Genomic DNA, 23842 nt, shown 5'->3' with positions numbered 1-23842 from the left:
CAAGGAGTGACGGATGGCTGCGGACCCTGACAAAGGCGTCGAAAAACTGGGCGTCGAGAAACTGGAAGACGTGATCGTTCGCTCGGCCGAGCAGGTCGCGGAGCAAATCCGCGCGGCGCGGGACGCGATTTCCACCGTCATCTTCGGTCAGGACCGCGTCATCGAAAACACGCTGGTGACGATCCTCTCCGGCGGCCATGCGCTCCTGATCGGCGTTCCCGGCCTTGCCAAAACCAAGCTCGTGGAGACGCTCGGCGTCACGCTCGGACTCGACGCCAAGCGCGTCCAGTTCACGCCGGACCTAATGCCCTCGGACATCCTCGGCGCCGAGGTGTTGGACCAGAGCGGCAGCGGCAAGCGCTCGTTCCGCTTCATAGCCGGACCGGTATTCGCGCAGCTTCTGATGGCCGACGAAATCAACCGCGCCAGCCCGCGCACGCAATCGGCGCTGCTGCAGGCGATGCAGGAGCAGCACATCACGGTCGCCGGCGCGCGCCACGACCTGCCGAAACCCTTTCATGTGCTGGCGACGCAAAATCCGCTGGAGCAGGAGGGCACCTATCCGCTGCCGGAGGCGCAGCTCGACCGCTTCCTGATGGAGATCGATGTCGACTATCCGGATCGCGACGCGGAACGGCGCATCCTGTTTGAGACCACCGGCGCCGAGGAAGCCCTGGCGAAAGCCGCAATGAACGCCGATATCGTTCTCGCCGCGCAGCGGCTGGTGCGGCGGCTGCCGGTCGGCGACAGCGTGGTCGAAGCCATTCTATCGCTGGTGCGCTCCGCTCGCCCCGGCCCCGAGAGCGGTGAAACCGGAAAACTGATCGCATGGGGACCGGGACCGCGCGCCAGCCAGTCGCTGATGCTCGCGGTGCGCGCCCGCGCGCTGCTCGACGGGCGTCTTGCGCCGTCGATCGACGACGTGCTCGACCTCGCCGAGCCGGTGCTCAAGCATCGCATGGCGCTGACGTTCTCCGCCCGCGCCGAAGGCCGCACCATTTCCGACGTGATCGGGCAACTGAAGACGCGGATCGGTTGATGGTCGCCGCGGCCGAGCATGTCAGGAGGGAACTCGAAGCAGTCAGACGTGCCGATGGCGAAAGCCGCACGCTGGCGGCATCACTGCCGCGTCTCGTGCTGGAAGCCCGCCGCATCGCCGCCAATGTGATTCACGGCCTGCATGGCCGCCGGCGCGCCGGTTCGGGTGAGAGCTTCTGGCAATACCGCCGTTTCGTATCCGGCGAACCGTCGCAGAATGTCGACTGGCGCCGTTCCGCGCGCGACGATCATCTCTATGTCCGCGAGCACGAGTGGGAGGCCGCGCACACCGTGTGGGTCTGGCCCGACCGTTCGGCGTCGATGGCCTTCGCCTCCCGACAGGCGCGCGACAGCAAGCTCGAGCGCGCTTTGATCGTGACCTTCGCGCTGGCCGAATTGCTGGTGGCCGGCGGCGAGCGCGTCGGCGTTCCCGGGTTGATGAACCCGACCGCGAGCCGCAACGTCATCGACAAGATGGCGCAGGCGATGCTGCACGACGATCTTGCGCGCGCCAGCCTGCCGCCATCGTTCGTGCCGCCGGCGCGATCGGAAATCGTGGTGCTGTCGGACTTCTGGTCGCCGATCGCGGAGATAACCACCATACTCGCCGGGCTGTCGGCCTCCGGCGCGCACGGCACGCTGCTGCAGGTCGTCGATCCCGCCGAGGAGACATTCCCCTATTCGGGACGCGTCGAGTTCGTCGAACCCGAGGACGGCCGCGTCATCACCGCGGGCCGCGCCGAACGATGGGCCCGCGACTACGTCGCGCGCGTCGCGCTGCATCGCGACCAGATCCGCGCGGAGACCAAGGCGCTCGACTGGCTGTTCTCGACCCACACCACCGACCGGTCCGCAGCCGAACTGCTGCTGTTCCTCCACGGCGGCATGATGGCGAGCAAGGGCGGCGGCGCCACGTCGGTCAAAGCGGGGCGTATGGCATGATGTCGGCGCTTCCGCTGTCGTTCCTGCAACCGCTGATGCTGCTCGGACTGCTCAGCCTGCCGCTGCTCTGGTGGCTGCTGCGGGTGGTGCCGCCGCGCCCGCGGCGGATCGATTTTCCGCCAACGCGACTGCTGTTCGATATCGCCGCGAAGGAAGAAACCCCCTCGCGCACCCCGTGGTGGCTGACGGCATTGCGACTTGCGGCCGCCGCGCTGGTGATCTTCGCGGCCGCCGGACCGGTCTGGAATCCAAAGGCCGGCGCCGCCCGCAGCACCGCGCCATTGACGATCCTGCTCGACGACGGCTGGAGCGCCGCATCGAGCTGGGAGACGCGGATCAGGGCCGCGGATGAACTCATCACGGAGGCCGACAGCGACCGGCGCGGCGTCGCCATCGTGCCTTTGTCGGAGCCGGCGCGCGACATCGCGCTGATGCCGGCCGGAACCGCGCGCGTGGCGCTGCGGCAGCTTGCGCCGAAGCCTTACGCGGTTGAGCGCGTCGAGACGCTTCCGGCGATCGAACGGTTCCTGAAAGCAACCGGCGATAGCGACATCGTGTGGCTGTCCGACGGCATCGACAGCGGACGTGGGGCGGAATTCGTCGACGGGCTTCGCAAGGTGATCGGCGACCGTTCCCTGACCATTGTCGAGGGCGGCGCGCCGCCGGCGCATGCGCTGGTCGCAGCGGAAAATGCCGCGGCCAATATGACCGTGAAGGTTTTGCGCGCTACCGCGAACGGCCCGACGACCGGGATCGTCCGCGCGCTCGACCAGAAGGGGTCGCCGATCGGCGAGACGCATTATGCGTTTCCGCCGCAGGGCCGCGAAACCGAAGCCGCGTTCGACCTGCCGCTGGAGTTGCGCAACGACATCGCCCGGCTGGAAATCGCGGGCGAACGATCTGCAGGCGCGGTGCAACTGCTCGACAAGCGCTGGCGCCGTCGCGCCATCGGCGTGGTCAGCGGATCGAGCACGGATACGGCGCAGCCGTTGCTCGCCTCGACGTTCTATCTGACACGCGCGTTGGCGCCGTTCGCCGATGTGCGGCTCGGCGACAAGGGCGCCCCGCAGGAGGTCGTCACCCAATTTCTGGATCAGAAACTGCCGATGATCGTGATGGCCGACGTCGGCGCGCTGTCGCCGGAATTGCGCCAGCGCATCGACGCCTGGCTCGACCATGGCGGCGTGCTGGTGCGGTTCGCGGGGCCGCGTCTGGCGCAGGCCGATGACGATCTGGTGCCGGTGAAACTGCGGCACGGCGGCCGCAGTCTCGGCGGCAGCATGACATGGGAGAAGCCGCAGCATCTTGCAGCGTTCGCCACGGACGGGCCGTTCGCAGGCCTTGCAGTGCCGAAGGACGTCACCGTCAGCCGGCAGGTGCTGGCCGAACCGGATGCGGCGCTCCCGGCGAAAAGCTGGGCGTCGCTCGTCGACGGAACGCCGCTGGTGACCGGCGAACGTCGCGGCAAGGGCCTGCTGGTGCTGTTCCACGTCAGCGCCGACATGCGCTGGTCCGATCTGCCGATGTCCGGCACCTTCGTCGAGATGCTGCGGCGGATCGTCGATGCCTCCGGCTATACCGCGAACACCGGCAAGAGCCCCACGACGAACGCCAAAGCGGAAACCGTCGCGCCGCTGCGGACGCTCGACGGCTTCGGCGCTTTCGGACCGCCGCCCGCCACGGCCAAGCCCCTGCCGGTCGACTACCGCGGCCGCGGCTCCATCGAGCATCCGCCCGGATTCTACGGCCCCGCCGACGGACCGACCGCCGTCAACACGCTGGCGGCATCCGACCGGATCGTGCCGCTCGATACCTCGACACTGACAGCGCGGCGGGCGAGTTTCACCAATGCCGAACCACACGATCTGCGGGGCATCCTGCTATCCTCGTCGCTTGCATTGTTTCTGATCGACGCCGTCATCGTGGCGCTGCTTGGCGGCGGCCTCGCCGCATTGCTGCGTCGCCGCGCCGCCCATGCCGCGCTGGCTTTCGCGCTGGCGCTGCCGATGATCGCGGTAGCGCCCTCACCGTCGCGCGCCGACAGTGCAAGCGACGCGTTCGCGATGAAGGCCACCTCACAGACACGGCTGGCCTATGTCGTGACCGGCAACGCCGACGTCGATAACATCGTCAAGGCCGGGTTGAGCGGGCTCACATTGTTTCTGGCGCAACGCACGGCGCTTGAAGCCGGCGAGCCGGTCGGCGTCGACCCGGCCCGCGACGAACTGGCGTTCTTCCCGCTGATCTACTGGCCGGTGGTGCCGGGCGCGCCGAAGCCGCCGCAAAGCGCCCTCGACAAGATCGACGCCTACATGAAGCACGGCGGCACCGTCCTGTTCGATACCCGCGATGCGATCGATGCGCTGCCGGGACCGGACGGCGAATCCCGGACACCGGGGATGCAGGCACTGCGCGTCATCCTTTCATCGCTCGACGTCCCCGAACTCGAGCCGGTGCCGCACGAGCATGTGCTGACCAAGACGTTCTATCTGCTGCACGATTTTCCGGGCCGCTTCACCACCGGCCAGACCTGGGTCGAGGCGCTGCCGCGCAACGAGGATGACGAGGCGGCGGCGCGGCCGGCGCGCGGTGGCGACGGCGTCTCGCCGATCATCATCACCTCGAACGATCTCGCGGGCGCATGGGCGATGCGTCCCGACGGCCAGCCGATGCTGCCGCTTTCGCCGGGCGAACCGCGTCAACGCGAATTCGCCTTCCGCGCCGGCGTCAACATCGTGATGTACACGCTGACCGGCAACTACAAGGCCGACCAGGTCCACGCGCCGGCGCTGATCGAACGGCTGGGGCAATAAAGGCCAACATGAACCGTTCATTCATCATTGCGAGCGAAGCGAAGCAATCCAGCGCCATGCATGCAGGACTGGATTGCTTCGTCGCTTACGCTCCTCGCAATGACGGAAGCTGCGGTGTGAGTTAGCGCATGACCTACGGCATCGCCTTCACCCCGCTGGTTCCCGTGGTCGTGCTGTGGACCGCGCTCGCTGCGATCGTCTTGATCGCGGTGCTGCTCGTAGTCGGCCGCGCGCGGGGCGCGGCGGTGCGCGTGGCTGCGCTGGCGCTGATCCTGCTCGCGCTCGCCAATCCGTCGTTCACCCGCGAGGAGCGCGAACCGCTGTCCTCGGTGGCCGCCGTCATCGTCGACAAGAGCCCGAGCCAGAATTTCGGCGACCGCACCGACCAGACCGCGAAGGCGCGCGAGGCGCTGGTCGACCGCCTCAAGCAGATCAAGGGACTTGAAGTCCGCGTCGTCGATGCGGGCCAGGCCGACGGCGAGACCGACGGCACCAAGCTGTTCTCGGCGCTTTCCTCGACCCTGTCCGACGTGCCGACCGACCGCGTCGCCGGTGCCTTCCTGATCACCGACGGACGCGTTCACGACATTCCCGACAACGTCGCTGCCCTCGGATTCAAGGCGCCGGTCCATGCCCTGATCACCGGCCACAAGGACGAGCGCGACCGCCGCATCGCGGTCGTCGCAGCGCCGCGTTTCGGCATCGTCGGCCAGACCCAGACCATCACCTACCGGCTCGACGATCAGGGCGTCAGCGGCGAACACGCGAAAGTGGTCGTGCGCCGCGACGGCGAGGTTATCGGCGAGCGCACCGTTGCGAGCGGGGAAACCGTCAACGTCGATGTCGGCATCAAACATGCCGGGCAGAACATCGTCGAGATCGAGGCCTCGCCGCTGGCGAACGAACTGACGCCGGTCAATAATCGCGCCGTGGTGCCGATCGACGGCGTCCGCGACAAGCTGCGGGTGCTGCTGGTATCGGGCGAGCCGCATTCGGGCGAACGCACCTGGCGCAACCTCTTGAAGTCGGACCCCAGCGTCGACCTGGTTCACTTCACGATCTTGCGTCCGCCCGAGAAGCAGGACGGCACGCCGATCAACGAACTGTCGCTGATCGCCTTTCCGACGCGCGAACTGTTCCAGCAGAAGATCAACGAATTCCAGCTCATCATCTTCGACCGCTACGCGCGCCAGGGCGTGCTGCCGATCGCCTATTTCGACAACATCGCGCGTTACGTGCGTGAAGGCGGCGCGGTGCTGGTCTCGGCTGGTCCCGACTACGCCTCGACCACCAGCATCTGGCGGACGCCGCTGGATACGGTGCTGCCGGCCGAACCGGTCGGCGTCACCGACAAGCCGTTCCATGCGCGCCTGAGCGAGGCCGGCAAGCGCCATCCGGTCACCCGCGGACTCGCAGGGTCCGCAAGCGACCCGCCGCACTGGAGCCGGTTTTTCCGCGAGGTCGACACCCGCAACGCTTCGGTGCCGCCGGTCATGACCGGCGCCGACGGCAAGCCGCTGCTGTTGCTGTCGCACTATGGCGAAGGCCGCGTCGCGCTGCTGCTGTCGGATCACATCTGGCTGTGGGCGCGCGGCTACGAGGGCGGCGGCCCGTATATCGACCTGCTGCGGCGGACGTCGCACTGGCTGATGAAGCAGCCTGAACTCGACGAAGAGGCCTTGCGTCTTCAGGTCAGCGGCAAGGATCTGGTCGTGCAGCGCCAGACCATGGCCGACAGCGTCACGCCGGTCACCGTGACGTCGCCCTCCGGCAAGACCCGCGAAATGACGCTCAACGCCAGCGAACCCGGCCTCTGGAAAGCGACGCTGACCGCCGACGAACTCGGATTGTGGCAGGCGACCGACGGCACGCTGAAGGCGCTGGTCAATGTCGGCCCGGTCAATCCGAAGGAGTTCTCCGAGGTGACGTCGACCGTCGACGAACTCAAGCCGCTCGCGCAGGCCAGCGGCGGCGATGCGCGGCGGATCGCGGACGGCTCAGGCGTCGACGTTCCGCGCATCGTTCCGGTGCATTCTTCCAGCGTGTTTCGCGGCGACGGCTGGATGGGGGTACGGATGCGCGACGCCAGCGTGGTCCGCGGCGTCGGCGTGCTGCCGGTGTTCGCCGGGCTGATCGGCCTGCTGCTGCTGCTCGGCGCTTTTGCCGTAACATGGCTGCGTGAGGGACGCTGAGGACCCCCCCGATCCCGCAATCCGTTGCTCAAAACCCACAGTCTCCCGATTTGACGGTCACATCGCGAGGCCACAGCAGGCCGCCGTTGACATCGGCCCGAAACACCGATGTTATATTATAACATCTTGGCGCCGGGGGAATGACGAGCCTCCGCCGCGGGGGCCTGCTGCTGCGATGAAGTGGTTTCGGTCGAACATCAAACACGGATCGCGGATCGCGCTGCTCGCGCTTGCGATCCAGTTCGTGTTGTCTTTCGGACATCATCACGGCGCTGCGGCGCTCGCGGCACCCGCCGTGTCGGCGCAGGCGAGCGACACCGGCAAAACCCAGACCAAGACCGTTGCGACCAAAGACGCAGCCGTCAACAATTCCGCCAAGACATCGGCCACGAGTCCGGCCAAGCCTGCATCAGGTCACGATCAGGACAGCGATTACTGCGCCGTTTGCGCCGTCATGGCACTCGCGGGCACCGTGCTGTTCACCGAGCCTCCGGTGCTGCTACTGCCCGAAACGTATCATTTCCTCTACCGGGCCACCGACGCCGAATTCAATCACCTCGAATCGCGGCGCGTCGTGTTCCAGCCGCGCGCGCCTCCCGCCTCCTGACGTCGACTGCATGACGATCCGCCGGATCGGCCGGACTGCACGGGCGATCCCACGGGCCGACGTCGAACTCAACCTGTCGCACATAGACGGGAAGCCGCCTTCCAGATGAAGAAGATCGCGGCGCCGTCAGGACTGGATCAATGCCCTTCTCAATCAAACGCGCCCTTCTCGCATCCTCTTCGGCCTCCTTGCTCTGGTGTGGCCTCGGGAGCACCGCCATGTCGCAGGGCGCCCCTGCCGCCGGCGGCTCCACGCGGCTGCCGGAAATCCAGGTGACGGCGCCGCGCCATCCTCAGAAGCCGCGCCGTCCCAAGACGCATGTCGCCACACACCAGCATCGTCAGGAGCCGCAGGAGCCGCAGCATCGTCAGAAGCCGCAGGCGCCGCCGCCAACCGAAGCCGCAGCGCTGGCCGCGAAAAATTCCAGCCTCGACATGGCGCGCGACAACATCGTCGCGCCAACGGGCGCGGCATCCTACACGCTTAGCCAGCAGGCCATCGCCTCGTTGCCGCAGGGAACCAATACGACGCTGGACAAGGTGTTGTTGCAGGCGCCGGGCGTGACGCAGGATTCCGCCGCCGGCGGCGATTTTCACGTCCGCAACGAGCACGGCAATCTGCAATACCGCATCAATGGCATCGCGCTCCCCGACGGCGTCGGCGGCTTCGGCCAGATTTTCGACACCGCGCTGATCGGCAATATGTCGCTGCTAACAGGCGCGCTGCCGGCACAATATGGACTGCGCACCGCCGGCGTGATCGACATCCAGACCCGAAACGATGCGTTCAACAATAGCGGCAGCGTCAGTGTCTACGGCGGCAGCCGCGGAACGATTACGCCGAGTTTCGAATACGGCGGCACCGCCGGACAGACGCAGTATTTCGTATCGGGCCGCTACTTCGGCAGCGATCTCGGACTTGAAAATCCGACATCGGCCCGCAACGCCATTCACGATCATACCGATCAGGAAAAAGGATTCCTCTACCTTTCGACCGTACTCGATCCCACCAGCCGCCTCACCTTCATCAGCGGCGTATCGAATGGCAGCTATCAAATCCCCAACAATCCCGGACAGACGCCGGCATTTACCGCCTATGGCGTCTCGAATTTCGACTCGTCACAGCTCGACCAGCGGCAGCACCAATTCAACCAGTTCAACGTGCTGGCGTATCAGAAATCGGTCGATGATATCGACTACCAGATTTCCTACTTCAACCGTACCAGCGCGCTGCATTTCACGCCGGACGCGATCGGCGACATCGTCTTCAACGGCGTCGCCTCCGACGTCTATCGCCGCAGCATCGTCAACGGCATCCAGGAGGATACCGCCTGGCGCATCGGCTATGCCCACACTCTTCGCTTTGGCTTTACGGCAAGCGCAGAAAATTCGCTGGTCAACAACACCTCCACCGTGCTGCCGCTCGATGGAGCCGGCGATCCGTTCGACGCGCCATTCACGGTGCTCGATTCGAGTGCCAAGACTGGCTGGCTGTTCGGCACCTATCTGCAGGACGAATGGAAGATCAACAGCCAGTGGACGCTGAACGCCGGTCTGCGCTTCGACCAGATGGAGCAGTACATCAGTGCCAACCAGTTGAGCCCGCGCGTCAGCCTGACCTGGAAGCCGTTCGAAGGCACCACCTTCCATGCCGGCTATGCGCGCAACTTCACCCCGCCACCGCAGGTACTGGCGGCGCCGGTCAATCTCGCGCTAGTGCAGAACACGACGCAACAGCCATCTGTCACGACCAACGATCCAGTGCTGCCGGAGCGGTCGCATGTATTCGACGTCGGTGTGATCCAGAAGATTTATGCGATTCCCGGTCTCGAGGTCGGCCTCGACGCTTACTATAAAAAGGCTAAGGATTTACTGGACGACGGCCAGTTCGGCGCGGCCTATGTACTGACCGCTTTCAACTACGAGCGGGCGGAGAACGCTGGCGTCGAATTCAAAGCCACCTATACCAACGGCAATTTCCGCGCCTATGGCAACGTCGCGTGGGGCAAGCAGATCGCAACCAACGTCGTTTCAAACCAGTATCTGTTCAGTGCTGACGATCTTGCCTACATCGCCGGCCACTACGTCTACACCGATCACTCCCAGCTCTGGACGGCGTCGGCGGGCGCCTCCTATCTGTGGCGCGGCACGCGATACAGCGGGTCGGTCATCTTCGGCAGCGGTTTGCGCGCCGACGGCGCCGACGGCACGCCAAACGGCAGCCACGTTCCGTCCTACACCCAGGTCAATCTCGGCGTGTCGCACGACTTCAACATCGTCAGCGCAACGAAGCCGACCACGCTGCGTTTCGATGTCGTCAACTTGTTCGACACCGTCTACCAGATCAGGAACGGCTCGGGGATCGGCGTATTCGCCCCGCAGTACGGCCCGCGCCGCGGTTTCTATGCCGGCATCACGCAGAAGTTCTGAGGCGGATCGCACCAAAGACGTGGATGGCCGGAACGGGATCCGGCCATGACGTTTCGGTCTCTGCAATTTCAGGCTATTCGCCCGGGCGTGTAACTTCTTTCGCGAACGTCCAGTTCGGTCGAATCATGCCGGACACGCCCTCGAACGCACCGGGCACGAGTTCACATACCAACAGCCGGGCCCGATCGACCGGGCCCGGCATATCGACCTGCCCTTTCGGAATCGTCTTGAAGCCGACGCGGCCGTAATAGGGTTCATCGCCGACCAGCACCACCAGACGATGTCCCTTCGCCCTCGCCTCATCGAGCGCGCGATCGAGCATCGCGCGGCCGATCCCGCGGCCGCGAAACGGCGGCTCGACCGTCAGCGGGCCGAGCAGCAGCGCCGGCGTGTCACCGATGCAGACCGGCAACAGCCTGACCGAGCCGACCAGCAGCGTGCCGATGCGGGCGGTCAGGGAAAGGTCGAGCAAATGATCGACATGCTCGCGCAACCGGTATGCGCTGAGCACGAAACGGCCCGGACCGAAGGTGCGCTCGTGCAGACGCTCGATGGCCTGCGCGTCGGCGGCGGTCTCGGTCAGGATGGTGAGGGACAGATCGGACATCGGAGAGGCGAGATAGCATCTGCCACGGGCGCGGTCCATTGCCTGCCGCCGATATGGTGACCGGCCCGGTCAGCGACGCCAGGTAAGTATCGGCGGCGCATGATCGAGGACTTCCGCGATCCGCAGCCGCGTGCCGGCCGTGGTCTCCGGCGGCAGCGCGGCGGCGGCGAAAAAGCCGCAATCGACGATCTCTCGATTGGGCTCGGGCTTGCGATCCTGCCGGAAGTCCCTGACGACGTAGACCGCGACGTGATCGCGCGGCGAGACATGGCTGTTGAGAAAAATGCCGTGCAATACCGGTTCGCCGGATAGCTCGATTCGCCCCTCCTCCATCAACTCACGCCGCAGCGCCGTCCGGAACGCCTCGCCGACCTCGACACCGCCACCGGGCAGATGCCAGCCCGCCATATAGCTGTGCCTGACCAGAAACACCCTGTTGTCGCCGTCCAGCACCACGCCCCGCACGCCGAGCGTCATGCCGCGGGCGAACCGCCAGTACAGGTGAAGCAACCGGCGCAGCGCGGGCTCGAAACCGCGGCGCAGACGCTGGAAATTCACGGCGCGCAAGCCCCCGGCAACAGCGATTTCGCAATTCGTTCTCGCATGATTCCTTGCATCATAGCGCTGCTCTTGCCAAAACTTGAGAACATTCCGGGGGCACGAGGCAGCAGTGAAGCAGTTTGCCGATTTGACGGAACGCGAGATTCTGGCGCTCGCCATCTCGAGCGAGGAAGAGGACAGCCGCATCTACCACGGATTCGCCGAAGGACTTGCCGAGCCTTTTCCGGCTTCCGCCGCCGTCCTCTCCGGCATGGCGGAGGAAGAGGTTCGCCATCGCGGCAGACTGTTCGATCTCTACCGCGAAAAATTCGGCGACTACCTGCCGCTGATCCGCCGTCACGACGTCACGGGTTTCATCAAGCGAAAGCCGCTGTGGCTGACGCGGCCGCTTGGCCTCGAAGAGGTCCGCAAATACGTCCTCGGCATGGAGAAGGAGACAGCGCGGTTCTATCGCAAGGCGGCCGAAACCACACGCGATGCATCGATCCGCGAATTGCTGATCGGCCTCGCCGAGGAGGAAGACAAGCACGATTCGCTGGCCGGGCAACTTACCGCGAAACATCTCACAGAGAAGGTCAAGGCCGGCGAAGCCGACAGCGAGCGCCGCGCGTTCGTTTTGCAGTATGTGCAGCCGGGCCTTGTCGGGCTCATGGACGGCTCGGTCTCGACGCTGGCGCCGCTATTTGCAGCGGCCTTCGCGACCCACAAACCGTTCGAGACGTTTCTGGTCGGCCTCGCGGCTTCCGTCGGCGCCGGCATCTCCATGGGATTCGCCGAGGCGCTGTCGGACGACGGCAGCTTAAGCGGCCGCGGCTCGCCATTGATCCGCGGCGGCGTGTGCGGCCTGATGACGGCGGTCGGCGGCCTCGGCCACACCCTGCCCTATCTGATCCCGGATTTTTATGTGGCCACCGTACTGGCGGTCGCCGTCGTGATCGTCGAACTCGGCATCATCTCCTGGGTACGCCACCGCTTCATGGATACGCCATGGTTGCAGGCGACGTTCCAGATCGCGGTCGGCGGCGCGCTGGTGTTTCTCGCCGGAATCCTGATTGGCAGCGCCTAGCGCATGATCCGGAAAAGTGGGAACCGGTTTTCCGGAGAGATCATGCGACAAGAAAATCCCCGACATTAGCCCTTTCGATAATAGTGTCACCAAAATGGCCGCGTTCACGCTCGCACATCTGTCCGATCCGCATCTTGGGCCGCTGCCGGCACCAAAGCTGCATCAGCTCGCGGGCAAGCGCGCGCTCGGCTATCAGAACTGGAAACGCAGCAGGCACGCCATTCATCGGCGCGATGTGCTGGACGCTCTGGTTGCCGATATCAGGACGCAAGCGCCCGACCACATCGCCATCACCGGCGACCTCATCAATCTCGCGCTGCCTGGCGAATTCACGCAGGCGCGCACCTGGCTCGAGAGCGTCGGCGCGCCGCACGACGTCACCCTCGTTCCCGGCAATCACGATGCCTATGTTCGCGCGACGCAAAAACAGATATCCGAATGGATAGGATATATGCGCGGCGACGGCGCCAGCGCGGGAGCGCCGCTTTCGTTTCCGTTCCTGCGCCGCAGGGGACCGCTGACGCTGATCGGCGTGTCGTCGGCGGTGCCGACCGCGCCGTTCATGGCGACCGGCTGGCTGGGACACGCGCAGCTCGACGCGCTCGACAATGCCCTGTCGCAGCTTGCGGGCGATCCGAACTTTCGCGTGCTGCTGATCCATCATCCGCTGTCTTCGAAATCGTCGTACAAGCGGCTGACCGACGCGGAGGCGCTCTTGACGATACTGAGACGGCATCGCGTCGATTTGATCCTGCACGGCCATGATCACATCCATTCCACCATGTGGTTCGATGGGCCGCATGGCCGCGTGCCCGCCATCGGAGTGCCGTCGGCATCCGCGATGCCTTACCGGCACTATCCGGCCGCCGCCTACAACCTGTTTTCAATCACGCGCGGGGGCGACGCCTGGCGCTGCGAGCAGCGGGTGCGCGGGTTTGTCGATGGTGCGGGAGTCGAGAGTGCGGAGGTCAGGGAGTTGCAACGGGTTCAGTTGATTTAGTGGCGGTACGCCAGATTCACCTTTAATTGAACTAAGGCTCGTAAAATTGAGAACGCTCCACCAAGCAGCAAAAGTGTGGGCGACGGAAGTGCTGGAGGGGAAATGAATATCGACAAATCGCTTGATGCATTGCTCTCATCGGTGCGCGTGGTGCACCGCCGGAATTTTCTGACAGCGGGTGCAGGCCTGGCTGCGGTCACTTTGGCTGGCGGTGAAGCCGTAGCCAAGCCTGCAAATTCGGCGGCTCACACGAAGTCGGCAATTACGGAGCAGGATCGCAAACATATGTCGTTGGCGATCATGACCATGCGGCAAGCTGGCATTGTCGACAAAACCGGTGGACCGTTCGGGGCCGTTGTGGTGCGTGACGGCGAAGTTCTCGCGGCAAGCGGCAACAGCGTATTGCGTGACAACGATCCATCCGCTCATGCCGAGGTCAATGCCATCCGCCTTGCGTGTAAAAAGATCGGTGCCCCCAACTTGCGCGGCGCAACGCTGTTCACGAGCTGCGAATGCTGCCCGATGTGTTACGCCACAGCTTATTGGGCGCGTATCAGCAAGATCTACTATGCTGCCGCGTGGACAGACTATGCGGACTTGTTCGATGATTCAAATATCAGCATCGACATGAAGAAGCCGTACCCTCAGCGTATGCTGCATCCCCAACAGATGATGCAGGCGGAAGCCCGGAAAGTATGGCTGGAATTCCGAAAGCTGCCCGACCGAGCCAAATATTGATGCATGACCATTGGCGCCATCCGGGACCGCGGCGCGATCCCGGAGCCGATCGCTTTAAGCCTCTATGGCGATCTCCGTTATCAGTGTCGCGGAATCAAAGCCCGCGCCGTGACGCGGGAGGCGGATTCAGGGGCGGCCCGGGATTTTCTGAAAGTGCCTTACGACCACTTGTGGAAAATGAAGAACGCGCCGAGCGCGACGAACGCAAAGCCCAGGCCCTGATTCCAGCTCAACGGCTGTTTCAGATACAGCACGGAGAATCCGGCGAAGACAATGAGCGTAATCACTTCCTGAATGGTCTTGAGCTGAGCCGCCGAATAAACCGCGCTGCCCCAGCGGTTGGCCGGCACCGCAAACCAGTATTCGAAGAACGCGATGCCCCAACTGATCGCGATGACCAGCGGAAGCGGGCTCTCCTTGAATTTCAGATGCCCGTACCAGGCGAAGGTCATGAAAACATTCGAACAGAACAGCATCAGGATCGGCAGGAGCCACGACGGGATCGTGAGGGGCATGGTTTTCGGCTTTCGGGAATGACCGGAGGAAGGCGCCGACCGCTCACAGCGGGTATCCGCGTCAAGCAAGAGGTCGTCGCTATGTTAAACGAACTCCCCAAACGTCAAAGCCGTGAGTGCCCGACAAGGCTTAGCCCCCGGTCCGGACGTACGGCTCGACCGTGCCGCTGAGCTTGATGGTCAGCGGATTGCCACGGCGATCCCTGGCCACGCCGGCAGTGACGCGAACCCATCCCTCGCTCACGCAATACTCCTCGACGTTGGTCTTCTCGACACCTTTGAAACGGACGCCGATATCGCGCGACAGGATCTCGGCGTTGTAATAGGGGCTGCGCGGGTCCGTCGATAAACGGTCGGGCAACTGGCCGTTCACAGTCTCGTCGGTCAAAGCAGGGCCTCGATTTCTTGCGTGAGCGTTCTGGGTTTGGTGGTCGGAGCGTGGCGGGCAACGACGTTGCCCTTCCGGCCGACCAGAAACTTCGTGAAATTCCACTTGATCGAAGCGCCGAGCAATCCGGATTTCTCGCGCTTCAGGTATTTGTAAAGCGGGTGAGCATTATCGCCGTTGACCTCGATCTTCGCAAACATCGGGAACGTCACGTCGTACTTGCTGGAGCAGAACTGCTGGATATCCGCAGATGATCCTGGCTCCTGCTTGCCGAACTGATTGCACGGGAAGCCGAGCACGGAAAATCCGCGCGGCTTCATGGCCCGATGGAGATCCTCGAGGTCCTTGTATTGCGGCGTGAACCCGCAGGCGCTCGCGGTATTCACGATCAGCAGGACCTGTCCCTCGAACTGCTTCAATGCGCAGGGCTCGCCGGCCAGCGAATTTGCCGAGAAATCAAAGACACCAGACATGACACCCTCTCGATGAGACGACGACGGGATCGACCATTTCGGGCCGATCAGTGCCGCGTCGAGGACCGATCGACCGAATCAAGGATGGCTTCGGTGAACGGAAATTCGAGGACGATTTCACCGGCAGCGTCGGTGACTTCCAGCACGGCGTTGAGAATGGCGCGCTGTTCGCCGTCCGTCTGGAGGATTTCCCGGATCGTCGTCCGCGCGGCGCGCCAGGCATGGTCGGGATCGCGCAACTCCTCACCCTCCGGATCGAGGATCAGGTCGCTGCCGATGCGGGTGTTGAAAAAATATCGTGGCATGAACGAACCTTAACGACCGAGCGTGAAACCTGTTAGCGGCTGCTTCACGACTTCTTTATCGGAGACCAGGATCGGACGACAAGACCCAGGTCCCCATGGGCCTGATCTTGTCGTATCTTGTCGCGAAGTCGCGACCGCCTCGTTCCTGAACTCCTGATAAGAAGCCTCGGCATAAAGAAGCCTATGCGGCAGGATGGATGCCCGAAGCGGGCCGACGCCGCGAATTCGACGAACTCGATTTGCCATGACAAGGCGAGCCGGTCCAGCACTCTCCGCCTCTCCGGGCGGGATCAATATCCTGCCAAAAGCGTTATTTGAGTGGCAAGCCCCTTGATGAGGCCATTTTTTCCCGGCCAAATTGACAAACCCGCTGGCGGGCCGGAAAATTCCTCCGCGCGGCGCGGCGTCAGAAATAGAAGAACATCATGAATCCTGTCAGAGAACTCCAGAACCACGGCCAGGCGGTCTGGCTCGATTTCCTTGCGCGCGGCTTCATCGCCAGGGGCGATTTGAAACACCTCGTCGACAATGACGGGGTGCGCGGGGTCACTTCCAATCCGTCGATTTTCGAGAAGGCCATCGGGAGTTCTGACGAATATGACAGCGCCATAGCTCGCATTCTCGATAAAGGCGATCGATCGGTCGCCGCTCTCTACGAGCAACTCGCGGTCGAGGACATCCAGCACGCCGCCGACGTGCTGCGGCCGGTCTACGATCGGCTCCATGGCGCAGACGGCTTCGTGAGCCTCGAGGTCTCGCCCTATCTTGCCAACGACACCAGGGCGACGATCGCTGAGGCCAAAAGGCTCTGGAAATCCGTCGACCGCAAGAACCTGATGATCAAGGTACCGGCGACGCCGGAGGGCCTGCCCGCGATCCGCCACCTGATTTCCGAGGGTATCAGCGTCAACATCACGCTGCTGTTCTCCCAGAAGGTTTACGTCGAGGTTGCCGAGGCCTTTTTGTCCGGGCTTCAGGAGTATGTGCGACATGGCGGCGATCCCTCGCACGTCGCGAGCGTCGCCAGCTTCTTCGTCAGCCGCATCGACACCGCCGTCGACAAGCAACTCGACGAAAAGATCGCGCAGGCCAACGATCCCGCGGAAAAAGCCCGTCTTGCCGCGCTCAAGGGCAGAATCGCGATCGCCAATGCCAGGCTCGCCTATCAGGATTACAAGCGGCTGTTTTCCACCGACGACTGGAAGAAGCTGGAGGCGCACGGCGCCAGGCCGCAGCGGCTGCTGTGGGCCTCGACCGGGACCAAGAACAAGGACTACAGCGACGTTCTCTATGTGGAGGAACTGATCGGCACGGATACGGTCAATACCGTGCCCCCGGCAACCCTTGAGGCCTTCCGAGATCACGGCAGGCTGCGCGACAGCCTCGAGGAAAACCCGGATGAAGCACGGCAAGCGCTCGCCGGGCTCGCGGAAGCGGGAATTTCGCTCGATGCGATCACCCGGGATCTCGTGAAGGAAGGCGTGCAATTGTTCGACGATGCGGCCGACAAGCTGCTCGGCGCCGTCGCCCGCAAACGTGCGAAAATTCTCGGTTCCGCCATCGGTCAGCAGACATTATCGCTCGACCCCGCCATGGCGAAATCCGTCGCCGCACAGGCGGAAGACTGGAGGGCCGCCGGCACGATCCGCAAACTGTGGCAGCACGATAAATCCGTGTGGACCGGCGCAGACGAAAACAAATGGCTGGGCTGGCTCGCAAGCCCAGCCGCGGAATTCGATCGGGCAGCCGACTATGAGGACTACGCGCGGCGAGTGAGGAAACAGACATTCACCGATGCGGTCGTTCTCGGCATGGGCGGATCGAGCCTCGGTCCGGAGGTGCTGGCGACGACCTTTGCGAAGACGGCGGGTTTTCCGAAACTGCATGTGCTGGATTCTACCGATCCCGCCCAGATCCGCGCGCTTGAAGCCGCGATCGACGTCGCAAGGACAGTCTTCATCGTGTCCAGCAAGTCCGGCGGCACCACCGAGCCGAATGCGCTGAAAGACTATTTTCATGCGCGCGTCGCCAGGGCCATCGGCGCCGACAAGGCCGGCCACCGCTTCATCGCGGTCACCGATCCCGGCTCCTCGCTCGACAAGGCCGCGACAGAACTCGGCTACGCGCGCATCTTCCATGGCGACCCCGCGATCGGCGGCCGCTACTCGGTGCTGTCGCCGTTCGGCCTGGTCCCGGCGGCGACGGCGGGAATCGATATAACGGGATTGCTCAGGAACGCCCTCGCCATGGTGCGATCCTGCGGAGCCGAGGTGCCGCCGCATGACAACCCCGGCGTCCAGCTCGGTCTTGCCATGGGTCTCGCCGGGCGCGAAGGCCGCGACAAGGTCACGATCCTGTCGTCGCGAAAAATCGCCGATTTCGGCGCATGGGCGGAGCAGCTGATCGCGGAATCCACCGGCAAGGAAGGCAAGGGCCTGATCCCGATCGATGGCGAGTCGCTCGGCGATGCAAGCCTTTACGGCAACGATCGTTTCTTCGTCGATATCCGCACCGCGAGCGAAGACGATGCCGCTCATGACGAAAAACTGCGCGCGCTCGAGAAGGCCGGACATCCAGTGGTCCGGATCGTGATGAATTCGATCGATCAGATCGGCCAGGAGTTTTTCCGGTTCGAGATGGCGGTGGCGGTCGCCGGCGCGATCCTCGGCATCAATCCGTTCGATCAGCCAGACGTCGAAGCCGCCAAGATCAAGACCCGCGAGCTGACGGCCACGTTCGAGAAAACCGGCAGGCTTCCGGATGAGGAGCCAGCGATTTCCACCGCCGGTTTCGATCTCTACACCGACGATGCAAATGCACGCGCGTTGCGTGAAAAGGGCGCAGACGGCGACCTGTCATCGTGGCTCAAGGCGCACTTCGCGCGCACAGAGCCCGGCGACTATGTCGCGTTGCTGGCGTACATCGCACGCGACCACAACCACATCAATGATCTGCAGCGGATGCGCCTCGCTATCCGCGACCGGGAAAAAGTCGCCACCTGCGCCGAGTTCGGTCCGCGCTTCCAGCATTCGACCGGACAAGCCTACAAGGGCGGACCCGATAGCGGCGTCTTTCTTCAGATCACCGCTGATGACACAAGGGATCTGAGAATCCCCGGCCGGAAAACCAGCTTCGGTGTCATCAAGGCGGCGCAGGCGCGCGGCGATTTCGACGTGCTCACCAGGCGCGGACGACGGGCGCTTCGCGTGCATCTCAAGGGCGATCTCCGATCCGGCCTGTCGCGGCTCGGCGACGCGATCACCGGGGCTCTGGGTTGATCCGTATCCTTCGGCGCGCTCGCGACGGCGGCAAGCCCGGCGCGCTCACGTAAATGCGATAAACCGCAGCGGAACAAATGTTCCCCTGGCGCGTAAGTCTTGTACCTTGTCCCCCGTCGTCGGCTCATCCGACGATCGTCGTATTCAACGGCGTCAATGTCTCCCTGAACATATTCCGAGGCGATGTTGCGCTACACCCTGAAACGCAAGCATCATTGAGCCGTTAGACAGCACGTGGACTGTCCATACAGATTGCCGGCGCTCGGATGGAGGATCGGACGAATGCAGATAGGTATGATCGGCCTGGGGCGAATGGGGGCCAACATCGTTCGTCGGCTGATGAAAAATGGAGGCCATCAGGCCGTCGTCTACGACAAGGACAATAAGGCCGTGGCCGCGGTTGCCGGAGAGGGAGCAGCGGGCGCGAGCGATCTCGAAGACTTCGTCAGCAAGCTCGAAAAACCCCGCACCGTCTGGGTCATGCTGCCCGCCGGCGCGATCACGGAATCCACCATCGATACCATCGCCAGGCTGCTTGACCGCGATGACGTCGTCATCGATGGCGGCAACACCTTCTGGCAGGACGATATCCGGCGGGCCGGGGCGCTGCGCGAGAAAGGCATCCATTACGTCGATGTCGGGACCAGCGGCGGAGTCTGGGGCTTTGAGCGCGGCTACTGCATGATGATCGGCGGCGACAAGGCCGTCGTCGATCGGCTCGACCCGATTTTCGCGGCGATGGCGCCCGGCCGCGGCGACATTCCGAGAACGCCGAGCCGGGACGGTCGCGATCCGCGCGTCGAACAGGGCTATCTCCACGCCGGGCCGGTCGGCGCCGGCCATTTCGTCAAGATGGTGCATAACGGAATCGAGTACGGCCTGATGCAGGCCTATGCTGAAGGTTTCGACATTCTCAAGAACGCGAACATCGATGCGTTGCCGGAAGATCATCGTTTCAAGCTCGATCTCGCCGATATCGCCGAGGTCTGGCGCCGCGGCAGCGTCATCCCCTCTTGGCTGCTCGATCTCGCGGCCTCGGCGCTGGCCCGCAGCGAGACGCTCGAAGCCTATTCGGGATTCGTCGCGGATTCCGGCGAGGGCCGCTGGACCATCAATGCCGCGATTGACGAAGCCGTCCCGGCTGAAGTCCTAACGGCGGCGCTGTTTGCGCGATTCCGCTCGCGCCGGCAGCACACGTTCGCGGAAAAAATCCTGTCCGCGATGCGCGAGGGGTTCGGTGGTCATAAGGAGCCGGGAGAAGCCGATTCTTCCGCAAGGGGGAGGACCGCGAGCTGATGGCGGACGCAAGCAACAAGCCACACAAACCGGAGCCCTGCTGCTTCGTCATCTTTGGCGTCACCGGCGATCTCACCCATCGCCTCGTCATTCCCGCACTCTACAATCTTGCCGAATCCGGCCTGCTGCCGGAGCAATTCTGCATCGTCGGCATCGTCCGCAAGCAGATGTCGGAAGACGACCTCCGGCAAAGCCTGATGGAGGGATTGAACAAGCACGCCACGCGGCCGGTCAAAAAGGAAGTTGCCCAAAAGGTGCTTGGCTGCCTGACATGTCTCGAAGCCGATCCGGCCGATCCGGCCTCGTTCGATACCTTGAGCAAGGCTTTTGAGAGGCTCGAGACAGACAAGGGGACGTGCGGCAATCGCCTGTTCTATCTTGCCGTACCGCCGACAGCCTTTGCTCCGATCACCGAACAACTCGGCCGGGTCGGCCTGCTGCGCGAGGCCAACGGCGCCTGGCGCAGGCTGGTGGTCGAAAAGCCGTTCGGCACCGATCTTGCGTCGGCCCGATCGCTCAATGGCAAGCTGCTCAAGATCGCCGATGAGCATCAGATCTATCGGATCGATCATTATCTCGGCAAGGAAACCGTCCAGAACATCCTCGTCCTTCGCTTCGCCAACGGCATGTTCGAGCCGATCTGGAATCGCAACCACATCGACCATATCCAGATCACCGTCGACGAAAAGCTCGCGGTGGGCCATCGCGGCAGTTTCTACGACGCGACCGGAGCGTTGCGAGACATGGTGCCAAATCATCTGTTCCAGTTGCTGTCGCTGGTGACGATGGAGCCGCCAACACGGTTTGATGCCCGCGCGGTACGCTCGGAAAAGGCGGAGGTGCTTGCCGCGATCCAGACCCAGACTCCCGAAGAAGCGCTCAGCAACTCCGTGCGCGGGCAATATTGCGCCGGGCAAGCCGGCGACCAGACGATCGGGGATTACCGCAAGACCCCCGACGTGAAGCCAGACAGCACCACCGAAACCTATGCGGCGCTCAAGTTGACGATCGATAACTGGCGATGGGCCGGCGTCCCCTTTTACCTGCGGACCGGCAAGGCGCTCGGCATCAAGCGCACCGAGGTGGCGATCAAGTTCAAGCAGGCGCCGTTCGCGATGTTTCGCTCCACGCCGGTAGACCAGCTCTCGCAAAACTATCTTATCATCAGCATCGAACCGACCGAAGGCATCACCTTGCAATTCAACACCAAGGTGCCAGGCCCTACCATTTCGATCGACGGTGTTGAGATGAAATTCCGCTACAAGGATTATTTCAAGGCCGCACCGAGCACAGGTTACGAAACGCTGATCTACGATTGCATGATCGGCGACAACATCCTGTTTCAGCGTGCCGACGGTGTGGAGGCCGGCTGGCAGGCCGTGCAGCCGTTCCTCGACGCCTGGAAAAAAGCCGGCGCCGACGGGCTGGTCGGCTATCAGGTAGGCAGCGAAGGCCCTACTGAGGCCAACGAGTTGCTGGCGCGGGATGGCCACCAGTGGCGCAAGCTGACATGACACCTTCCGAGGCTGACCACAGGTTTCAGGTGCTGCCGGATGCGCAGGCGGTTGCATCTGAGGCCGCAGAGCATCTGATCGCCCGGGTCGCCGAGAATCAAATGCGGCCGGCGATATGCCTGACCGGCGGCTCCAGCCCGAAAGCGCTCTACGCGCTGCTGGGAAGTCCGGACTATCGTTCGCGCATTGCCTGGGATCGCATCCACTGGTTCATCGGGGACGAGCGGTTCGTGAGCGCAGACGATCCACGCAACAACATGGCGATGGCCAGGGAGATTTTCCTCAACCGCTGCGCCCCGCCGGACAATATCCATCCGATTCCGACCGACGCGCGCGATCCGGACACGGCGGCCCGGCTTTACGAGCGCGAACTTCAAGCCTTTTACGGCACGCGCGATCTGAATGCAGGTCGGCCACTTTTCGATCTTGTCCTGATGGGGCTCGGACCGGACGGTCACACCGTCTCGTTGTTTCCCGGAGACGCGGCGCTGGCCGAAACCGAGCGCTGGGTCGTCGGTGTAGATCGTGCGCACGTCGAGCCCTTCGTTCCCCGTGTCACCTTGACGCTTCCGGCGCTGGCTTGCTCACGCGAGATGCTGTTCCTCGTCAGCGGCGAAGCCAAGCGCGATATCCTTTCGAAGGTCATGGCGGGCGCCGACCTGCCCGGCACGCGTGCCCGTTCCAACGGCGTCACGACCTGGCTGACTGATGCGGCGGCCACGGGGCAAACGGCATGAGCGCGAGCCAGGACTCCGCCTTTTGCGCGCTGATCGTCATGGGCGTCTCCGGGTCGGGCAAAACCACCATCGCAAACGCGTTGGGACGACGGCTGGAATGGATGGTAGAGGATGCCGATCGGTTTCACCCCGCGAGCAACATCGAGAAAATGAGCGCCGGCATTGCGCTGACCGACGGCGACCGGTGGCCGTGGCTGCGCGCCGTTGCCGCCGAGATCGGGCGCAGGCGCGCAAGTGGCACGAGCATCATCATGGCATGCTCCGCGCTCAAGCGCGCCTATCGGGACATTCTCGTGCACGGTCGCCGCGACACCCGCATCGTCTACTTGCGCGGCGACAAGAATCTGATCGCAGACCGCCTTCGGGCCAGGTACGCTCATTTCATGCCGCCGGAGTTGCTCGAAAGCCAGTTCGAAACGCTGGAGGAGCCGGCGGAGGATGAGCACCCTATCGTCGTCGACATCGACGCGACGGTGGACGCCATCGCCGATCGCATCGTGACCATGCTCAGGCCGGTTCGAACAGTCTCATGAGCCGCATTTCCCTGGTGATTTCCGATGTCGACGGCAGCCTGGTGACGCCTGACAAGCGCCTCACGGAGGCCGCGATCAAGGCCGTGAAAGACCTTGCCGACAGGGATATCGGCTTCACGATCACCAGCAGCCGTCCCGCCTTCGGAATGCGGATGCTGATCGAACCGCTCGGTCTGCAGCTGCCGCTCGGCGCCTTCAACGGCAGCCTGATCGTCGACCCCGCCTTCAACGTGCTTCAAAAGACCGTCATTTCCGCGCCCGCAGCGCGAATTGCGATCGATGCGCTGATGAAGGCATCTGATGTCGACATCTGGCTGTTCACGGCGGACCGCTGGCTGATCACGCGCGACGACGGGCGCTACGTCCCGCACGAGCAGGCTACGATCCGGACGCCCCCCGTTATCGTTTCTGGTCTTGACGAATTCACAAACGATGCCTGCAAGATCGTCGGTGTCAGCGCCGATCCCGAGAAGCTGGCGCGTTGCGAAATCGCATTGCAGGCGGCGCTCGCCGGCCAGGCGTCGGCTATCCACTCGCAAAGCTACTATCTCGACATCACCCCCGCCGGACAGGACAAGGGGACTTTCGTGGAAGCGATGGCGAAGCGCCTCGATATTGCGCCGCGCAACATCGCGACCATCGGGGACATGCAAAACGATCTGGCCATGTTCGGCAAAAGCGGCCTGTCTTTTGCCATGGGCAACGCCGACGACGACGTGAAGGCGCAAGCGACCTATGTCACCGATACCAATGAAAACGACGGCTTCGCAAAGGCGGTCGAGCGGATTATCGCGATCAGGTGAGCTGCTA

21 protein-coding genes are annotated in these 23842 nt (G+C 63.6%); 15 read left to right on the top strand and 6 right to left on the bottom strand.

The window, feature by feature from the left end:
• The first annotated feature begins 13 nt into the window (after positions 1-13).
• From V4R08_RS14365 to V4R08_RS14340, 6 genes are all read left to right on the top strand, one after another.
• On the top strand, positions 14-1039 hold the full coding sequence (locus V4R08_RS14365) for an AAA family ATPase (protein ID WP_335579976.1): 1026 nt from the start codon (positions 14-16) through the stop codon (positions 1037-1039).
• Positions 1039-1980 (top strand): DUF58 domain-containing protein, encoded by a 942-nt coding sequence (locus V4R08_RS14360; protein WP_335579975.1) that lies wholly within the window; start codon positions 1039-1041, stop codon positions 1978-1980. Before V4R08_RS14365 ends, V4R08_RS14360 begins: the two co-directional genes overlap by 1 nt.
• Positions 1980-4793 carry a DUF4159 domain-containing protein gene (locus tag V4R08_RS14355; protein ID WP_335580299.1) on the top strand — a complete coding sequence of 938 codons (2814 nt, stop codon included), beginning with the start codon at positions 1980-1982 and terminating at the stop codon, positions 4791-4793. Before V4R08_RS14360 ends, V4R08_RS14355 begins: the two co-directional genes overlap by 1 nt.
• A 128-nt stretch (positions 4794-4921) precedes the next feature.
• Positions 4922-6985, top strand: coding sequence for a hypothetical protein (locus tag V4R08_RS14350; protein ID WP_335579974.1), 2064 nt, complete (start codon positions 4922-4924; stop codon positions 6983-6985).
• Positions 6986-7160: 175 nt separating this feature from the next.
• Positions 7161-7592: a DUF2946 domain-containing protein gene (locus V4R08_RS14345; RefSeq protein ID WP_335579973.1), complete on the top strand. Its 432-nt coding sequence runs from the start codon at positions 7161-7163 to the stop codon at positions 7590-7592.
• Positions 7593-7810: 218 nt separating this feature from the next.
• Positions 7811-10021, top strand: coding sequence for a TonB-dependent receptor (locus V4R08_RS14340; RefSeq protein WP_335579972.1), 2211 nt, complete (start codon positions 7811-7813; stop codon positions 10019-10021).
• 73 nt (positions 10022-10094) lie between these two features.
• Here the strand turns inward: V4R08_RS14340 and V4R08_RS14335 are convergent, their stop codons facing one another.
• Both V4R08_RS14335 and V4R08_RS14330 read right to left on the bottom strand, forming a co-directional pair.
• A complete protein-coding gene (locus V4R08_RS14335) occupies positions 10095-10628 on the bottom strand; it encodes a GNAT family N-acetyltransferase (RefSeq protein WP_335579971.1) in 534 nt (177 codons plus the stop codon).
• A 69-nt stretch (positions 10629-10697) separates the two neighbouring features.
• Positions 10698-11186, bottom strand: a complete 489-nt coding sequence (locus tag V4R08_RS14330) for an NUDIX domain-containing protein (RefSeq protein ID WP_335579970.1) — start codon at positions 11184-11186, stop codon at positions 10698-10700.
• Positions 11187-11298: 112 nt separating this feature from the next.
• On the opposite strand from V4R08_RS14330, the gene mbfA reads away from it, so the two are divergent.
• From mbfA to V4R08_RS14315, 3 genes are all read left to right on the top strand, one after another.
• Positions 11299-12255, top strand: a complete 957-nt coding sequence (gene mbfA, locus V4R08_RS14325) for an iron exporter MbfA (RefSeq protein WP_335579969.1) — start codon at positions 11299-11301, stop codon at positions 12253-12255.
• A gap of 94 nt (positions 12256-12349) precedes the next feature.
• Positions 12350-13255, top strand: coding sequence for a metallophosphoesterase family protein (locus V4R08_RS14320; RefSeq protein ID WP_335579968.1), 906 nt, complete (start codon positions 12350-12352; stop codon positions 13253-13255).
• Positions 13256-13357: 102 nt separating this feature from the next.
• A complete protein-coding gene (locus V4R08_RS14315) occupies positions 13358-13993 on the top strand; it encodes a nucleoside deaminase (RefSeq protein ID WP_335579967.1) in 636 nt (211 codons plus the stop codon).
• A 158-nt stretch (positions 13994-14151) separates the two neighbouring features.
• Here the strand turns inward: V4R08_RS14315 and V4R08_RS14310 are convergent, their stop codons facing one another.
• The 4 genes from V4R08_RS14310 to V4R08_RS14295 all read right to left on the bottom strand — a co-directional run bounded on the left by V4R08_RS14310 (position 14152) and on the right by V4R08_RS14295 (position 15674).
• Positions 14152-14508 carry a DMT family protein gene (locus V4R08_RS14310; RefSeq protein WP_335579966.1) on the bottom strand — a complete coding sequence of 119 codons (357 nt, stop codon included), beginning with the start codon at positions 14506-14508 and terminating at the stop codon, positions 14152-14154.
• Positions 14509-14638: 130 nt separating this feature from the next.
• Entirely contained in the window at positions 14639-14896 is a 258-nt protein-coding gene (locus tag V4R08_RS14305) for a DUF3297 family protein (protein ID WP_335579965.1), read from the bottom strand.
• Complete coding sequence (locus V4R08_RS14300) at positions 14893-15369, bottom strand: glutathione peroxidase (protein ID WP_335579964.1); 477 nt, start codon at positions 15367-15369, stop codon at positions 14893-14895. The genes V4R08_RS14305 and V4R08_RS14300 overlap by 4 nt, the downstream gene beginning before the upstream one ends.
• Before the next feature lie 47 nt (positions 15370-15416).
• Complete coding sequence (locus V4R08_RS14295; protein WP_335579963.1) at positions 15417-15674, bottom strand: DUF6894 family protein; 258 nt, start codon at positions 15672-15674, stop codon at positions 15417-15419.
• A gap of 425 nt (positions 15675-16099) precedes the next feature.
• On the opposite strand from V4R08_RS14295, the gene V4R08_RS14290 reads away from it, so the two are divergent.
• The 6 genes from V4R08_RS14290 (at position 16100) to V4R08_RS14265 (ending at position 23835) form a co-directional block, all read left to right on the top strand.
• Complete coding sequence (locus V4R08_RS14290; protein WP_335579962.1) at positions 16100-18952, top strand: bifunctional transaldolase/phosoglucose isomerase; 2853 nt, start codon at positions 16100-16102, stop codon at positions 18950-18952.
• A gap of 282 nt (positions 18953-19234) precedes the next feature.
• Entirely contained in the window at positions 19235-20248 is a 1014-nt protein-coding gene (gnd, locus tag V4R08_RS14285) for a phosphogluconate dehydrogenase (NAD(+)-dependent, decarboxylating) (protein WP_335579961.1), read from the top strand.
• Entirely contained in the window at positions 20248-21762 is a 1515-nt protein-coding gene (zwf, locus tag V4R08_RS14280) for a glucose-6-phosphate dehydrogenase (RefSeq protein WP_335579960.1), read from the top strand. The genes gnd and zwf overlap by 1 nt, the downstream gene beginning before the upstream one ends.
• Entirely contained in the window at positions 21759-22499 is a 741-nt protein-coding gene (pgl, locus tag V4R08_RS14275; protein WP_335579959.1) for a 6-phosphogluconolactonase, read from the top strand. Before zwf ends, pgl begins: the two co-directional genes overlap by 4 nt.
• On the top strand, positions 22496-23032 hold the full coding sequence (locus V4R08_RS14270) for a gluconokinase (RefSeq protein WP_335579958.1): 537 nt from the start codon (positions 22496-22498) through the stop codon (positions 23030-23032). Before pgl ends, V4R08_RS14270 begins: the two co-directional genes overlap by 4 nt.
• A complete protein-coding gene (locus V4R08_RS14265) occupies positions 23029-23835 on the top strand; it encodes an HAD family hydrolase (protein ID WP_335579957.1) in 807 nt (268 codons plus the stop codon). Before V4R08_RS14270 ends, V4R08_RS14265 begins: the two co-directional genes overlap by 4 nt.
• The last annotated feature ends 7 nt before the right edge of the window (positions 23836-23842 follow it).

This window comes from Nitrobacter sp. NHB1, assembly GCF_036964665.1.
GTDB lineage: Bacteria > Pseudomonadota > Alphaproteobacteria > Rhizobiales > Xanthobacteraceae > Nitrobacter.
This window is presented reverse-complemented; position numbering and strand designations above follow the sequence as displayed.

What these genes read in the sequence shown, in the direction of transcription:
- zwf (WP_335579960.1), top strand. Translation starts at nt 20,248, where the DNA reads ATGGCGGACGCAAGCAACAAGCCACACAAACCGGAGCCCTGCTGCTTC.
- V4R08_RS14290 (WP_335579962.1), top strand. Translation starts at nt 16,100, where the DNA reads ATGAATCCTGTCAGAGAACTCCAGAACCACGGCCAGGCGGTCTGGCTC.
- V4R08_RS14265 (WP_335579957.1), top strand. Translation starts at nt 23,029, where the DNA reads ATGAGCCGCATTTCCCTGGTGATTTCCGATGTCGACGGCAGCCTGGTG.
- V4R08_RS14355 (WP_335580299.1), top strand. Translation starts at nt 1,980, where the DNA reads ATGTCGGCGCTTCCGCTGTCGTTCCTGCAACCGCTGATGCTGCTCGGA.
- V4R08_RS14360 (WP_335579975.1), top strand. Translation starts at nt 1,039, where the DNA reads ATGGTCGCCGCGGCCGAGCATGTCAGGAGGGAACTCGAAGCAGTCAGA.
- V4R08_RS14345 (WP_335579973.1), top strand. Translation starts at nt 7,161, where the DNA reads ATGAAGTGGTTTCGGTCGAACATCAAACACGGATCGCGGATCGCGCTG.
- V4R08_RS14335 (WP_335579971.1), bottom strand. Translation starts at nt 10,628, where the DNA reads ATGTCCGATCTGTCCCTCACCATCCTGACCGAGACCGCCGCCGACGCG.
- V4R08_RS14320 (WP_335579968.1), top strand. Translation starts at nt 12,350, where the DNA reads ATGGCCGCGTTCACGCTCGCACATCTGTCCGATCCGCATCTTGGGCCG.
- gnd (WP_335579961.1), top strand. Translation starts at nt 19,235, where the DNA reads ATGCAGATAGGTATGATCGGCCTGGGGCGAATGGGGGCCAACATCGTT.
- V4R08_RS14350 (WP_335579974.1), top strand. Translation starts at nt 4,922, where the DNA reads ATGACCTACGGCATCGCCTTCACCCCGCTGGTTCCCGTGGTCGTGCTG.
- V4R08_RS14340 (WP_335579972.1), top strand. Translation starts at nt 7,811, where the DNA reads ATGTCGCAGGGCGCCCCTGCCGCCGGCGGCTCCACGCGGCTGCCGGAA.
- V4R08_RS14300 (WP_335579964.1), bottom strand. Translation starts at nt 15,369, where the DNA reads ATGTCTGGTGTCTTTGATTTCTCGGCAAATTCGCTGGCCGGCGAGCCC.
- V4R08_RS14270 (WP_335579958.1), top strand. Translation starts at nt 22,496, where the DNA reads ATGAGCGCGAGCCAGGACTCCGCCTTTTGCGCGCTGATCGTCATGGGC.
- V4R08_RS14315 (WP_335579967.1), top strand. Translation starts at nt 13,358, where the DNA reads ATGAATATCGACAAATCGCTTGATGCATTGCTCTCATCGGTGCGCGTG.
- V4R08_RS14295 (WP_335579963.1), bottom strand. Translation starts at nt 15,674, where the DNA reads ATGCCACGATATTTTTTCAACACCCGCATCGGCAGCGACCTGATCCTC.
- pgl (WP_335579959.1), top strand. Translation starts at nt 21,759, where the DNA reads ATGACACCTTCCGAGGCTGACCACAGGTTTCAGGTGCTGCCGGATGCG.
- V4R08_RS14310 (WP_335579966.1), bottom strand. Translation starts at nt 14,508, where the DNA reads ATGCCCCTCACGATCCCGTCGTGGCTCCTGCCGATCCTGATGCTGTTC.
- V4R08_RS14365 (WP_335579976.1), top strand. Translation starts at nt 14, where the DNA reads ATGGCTGCGGACCCTGACAAAGGCGTCGAAAAACTGGGCGTCGAGAAA.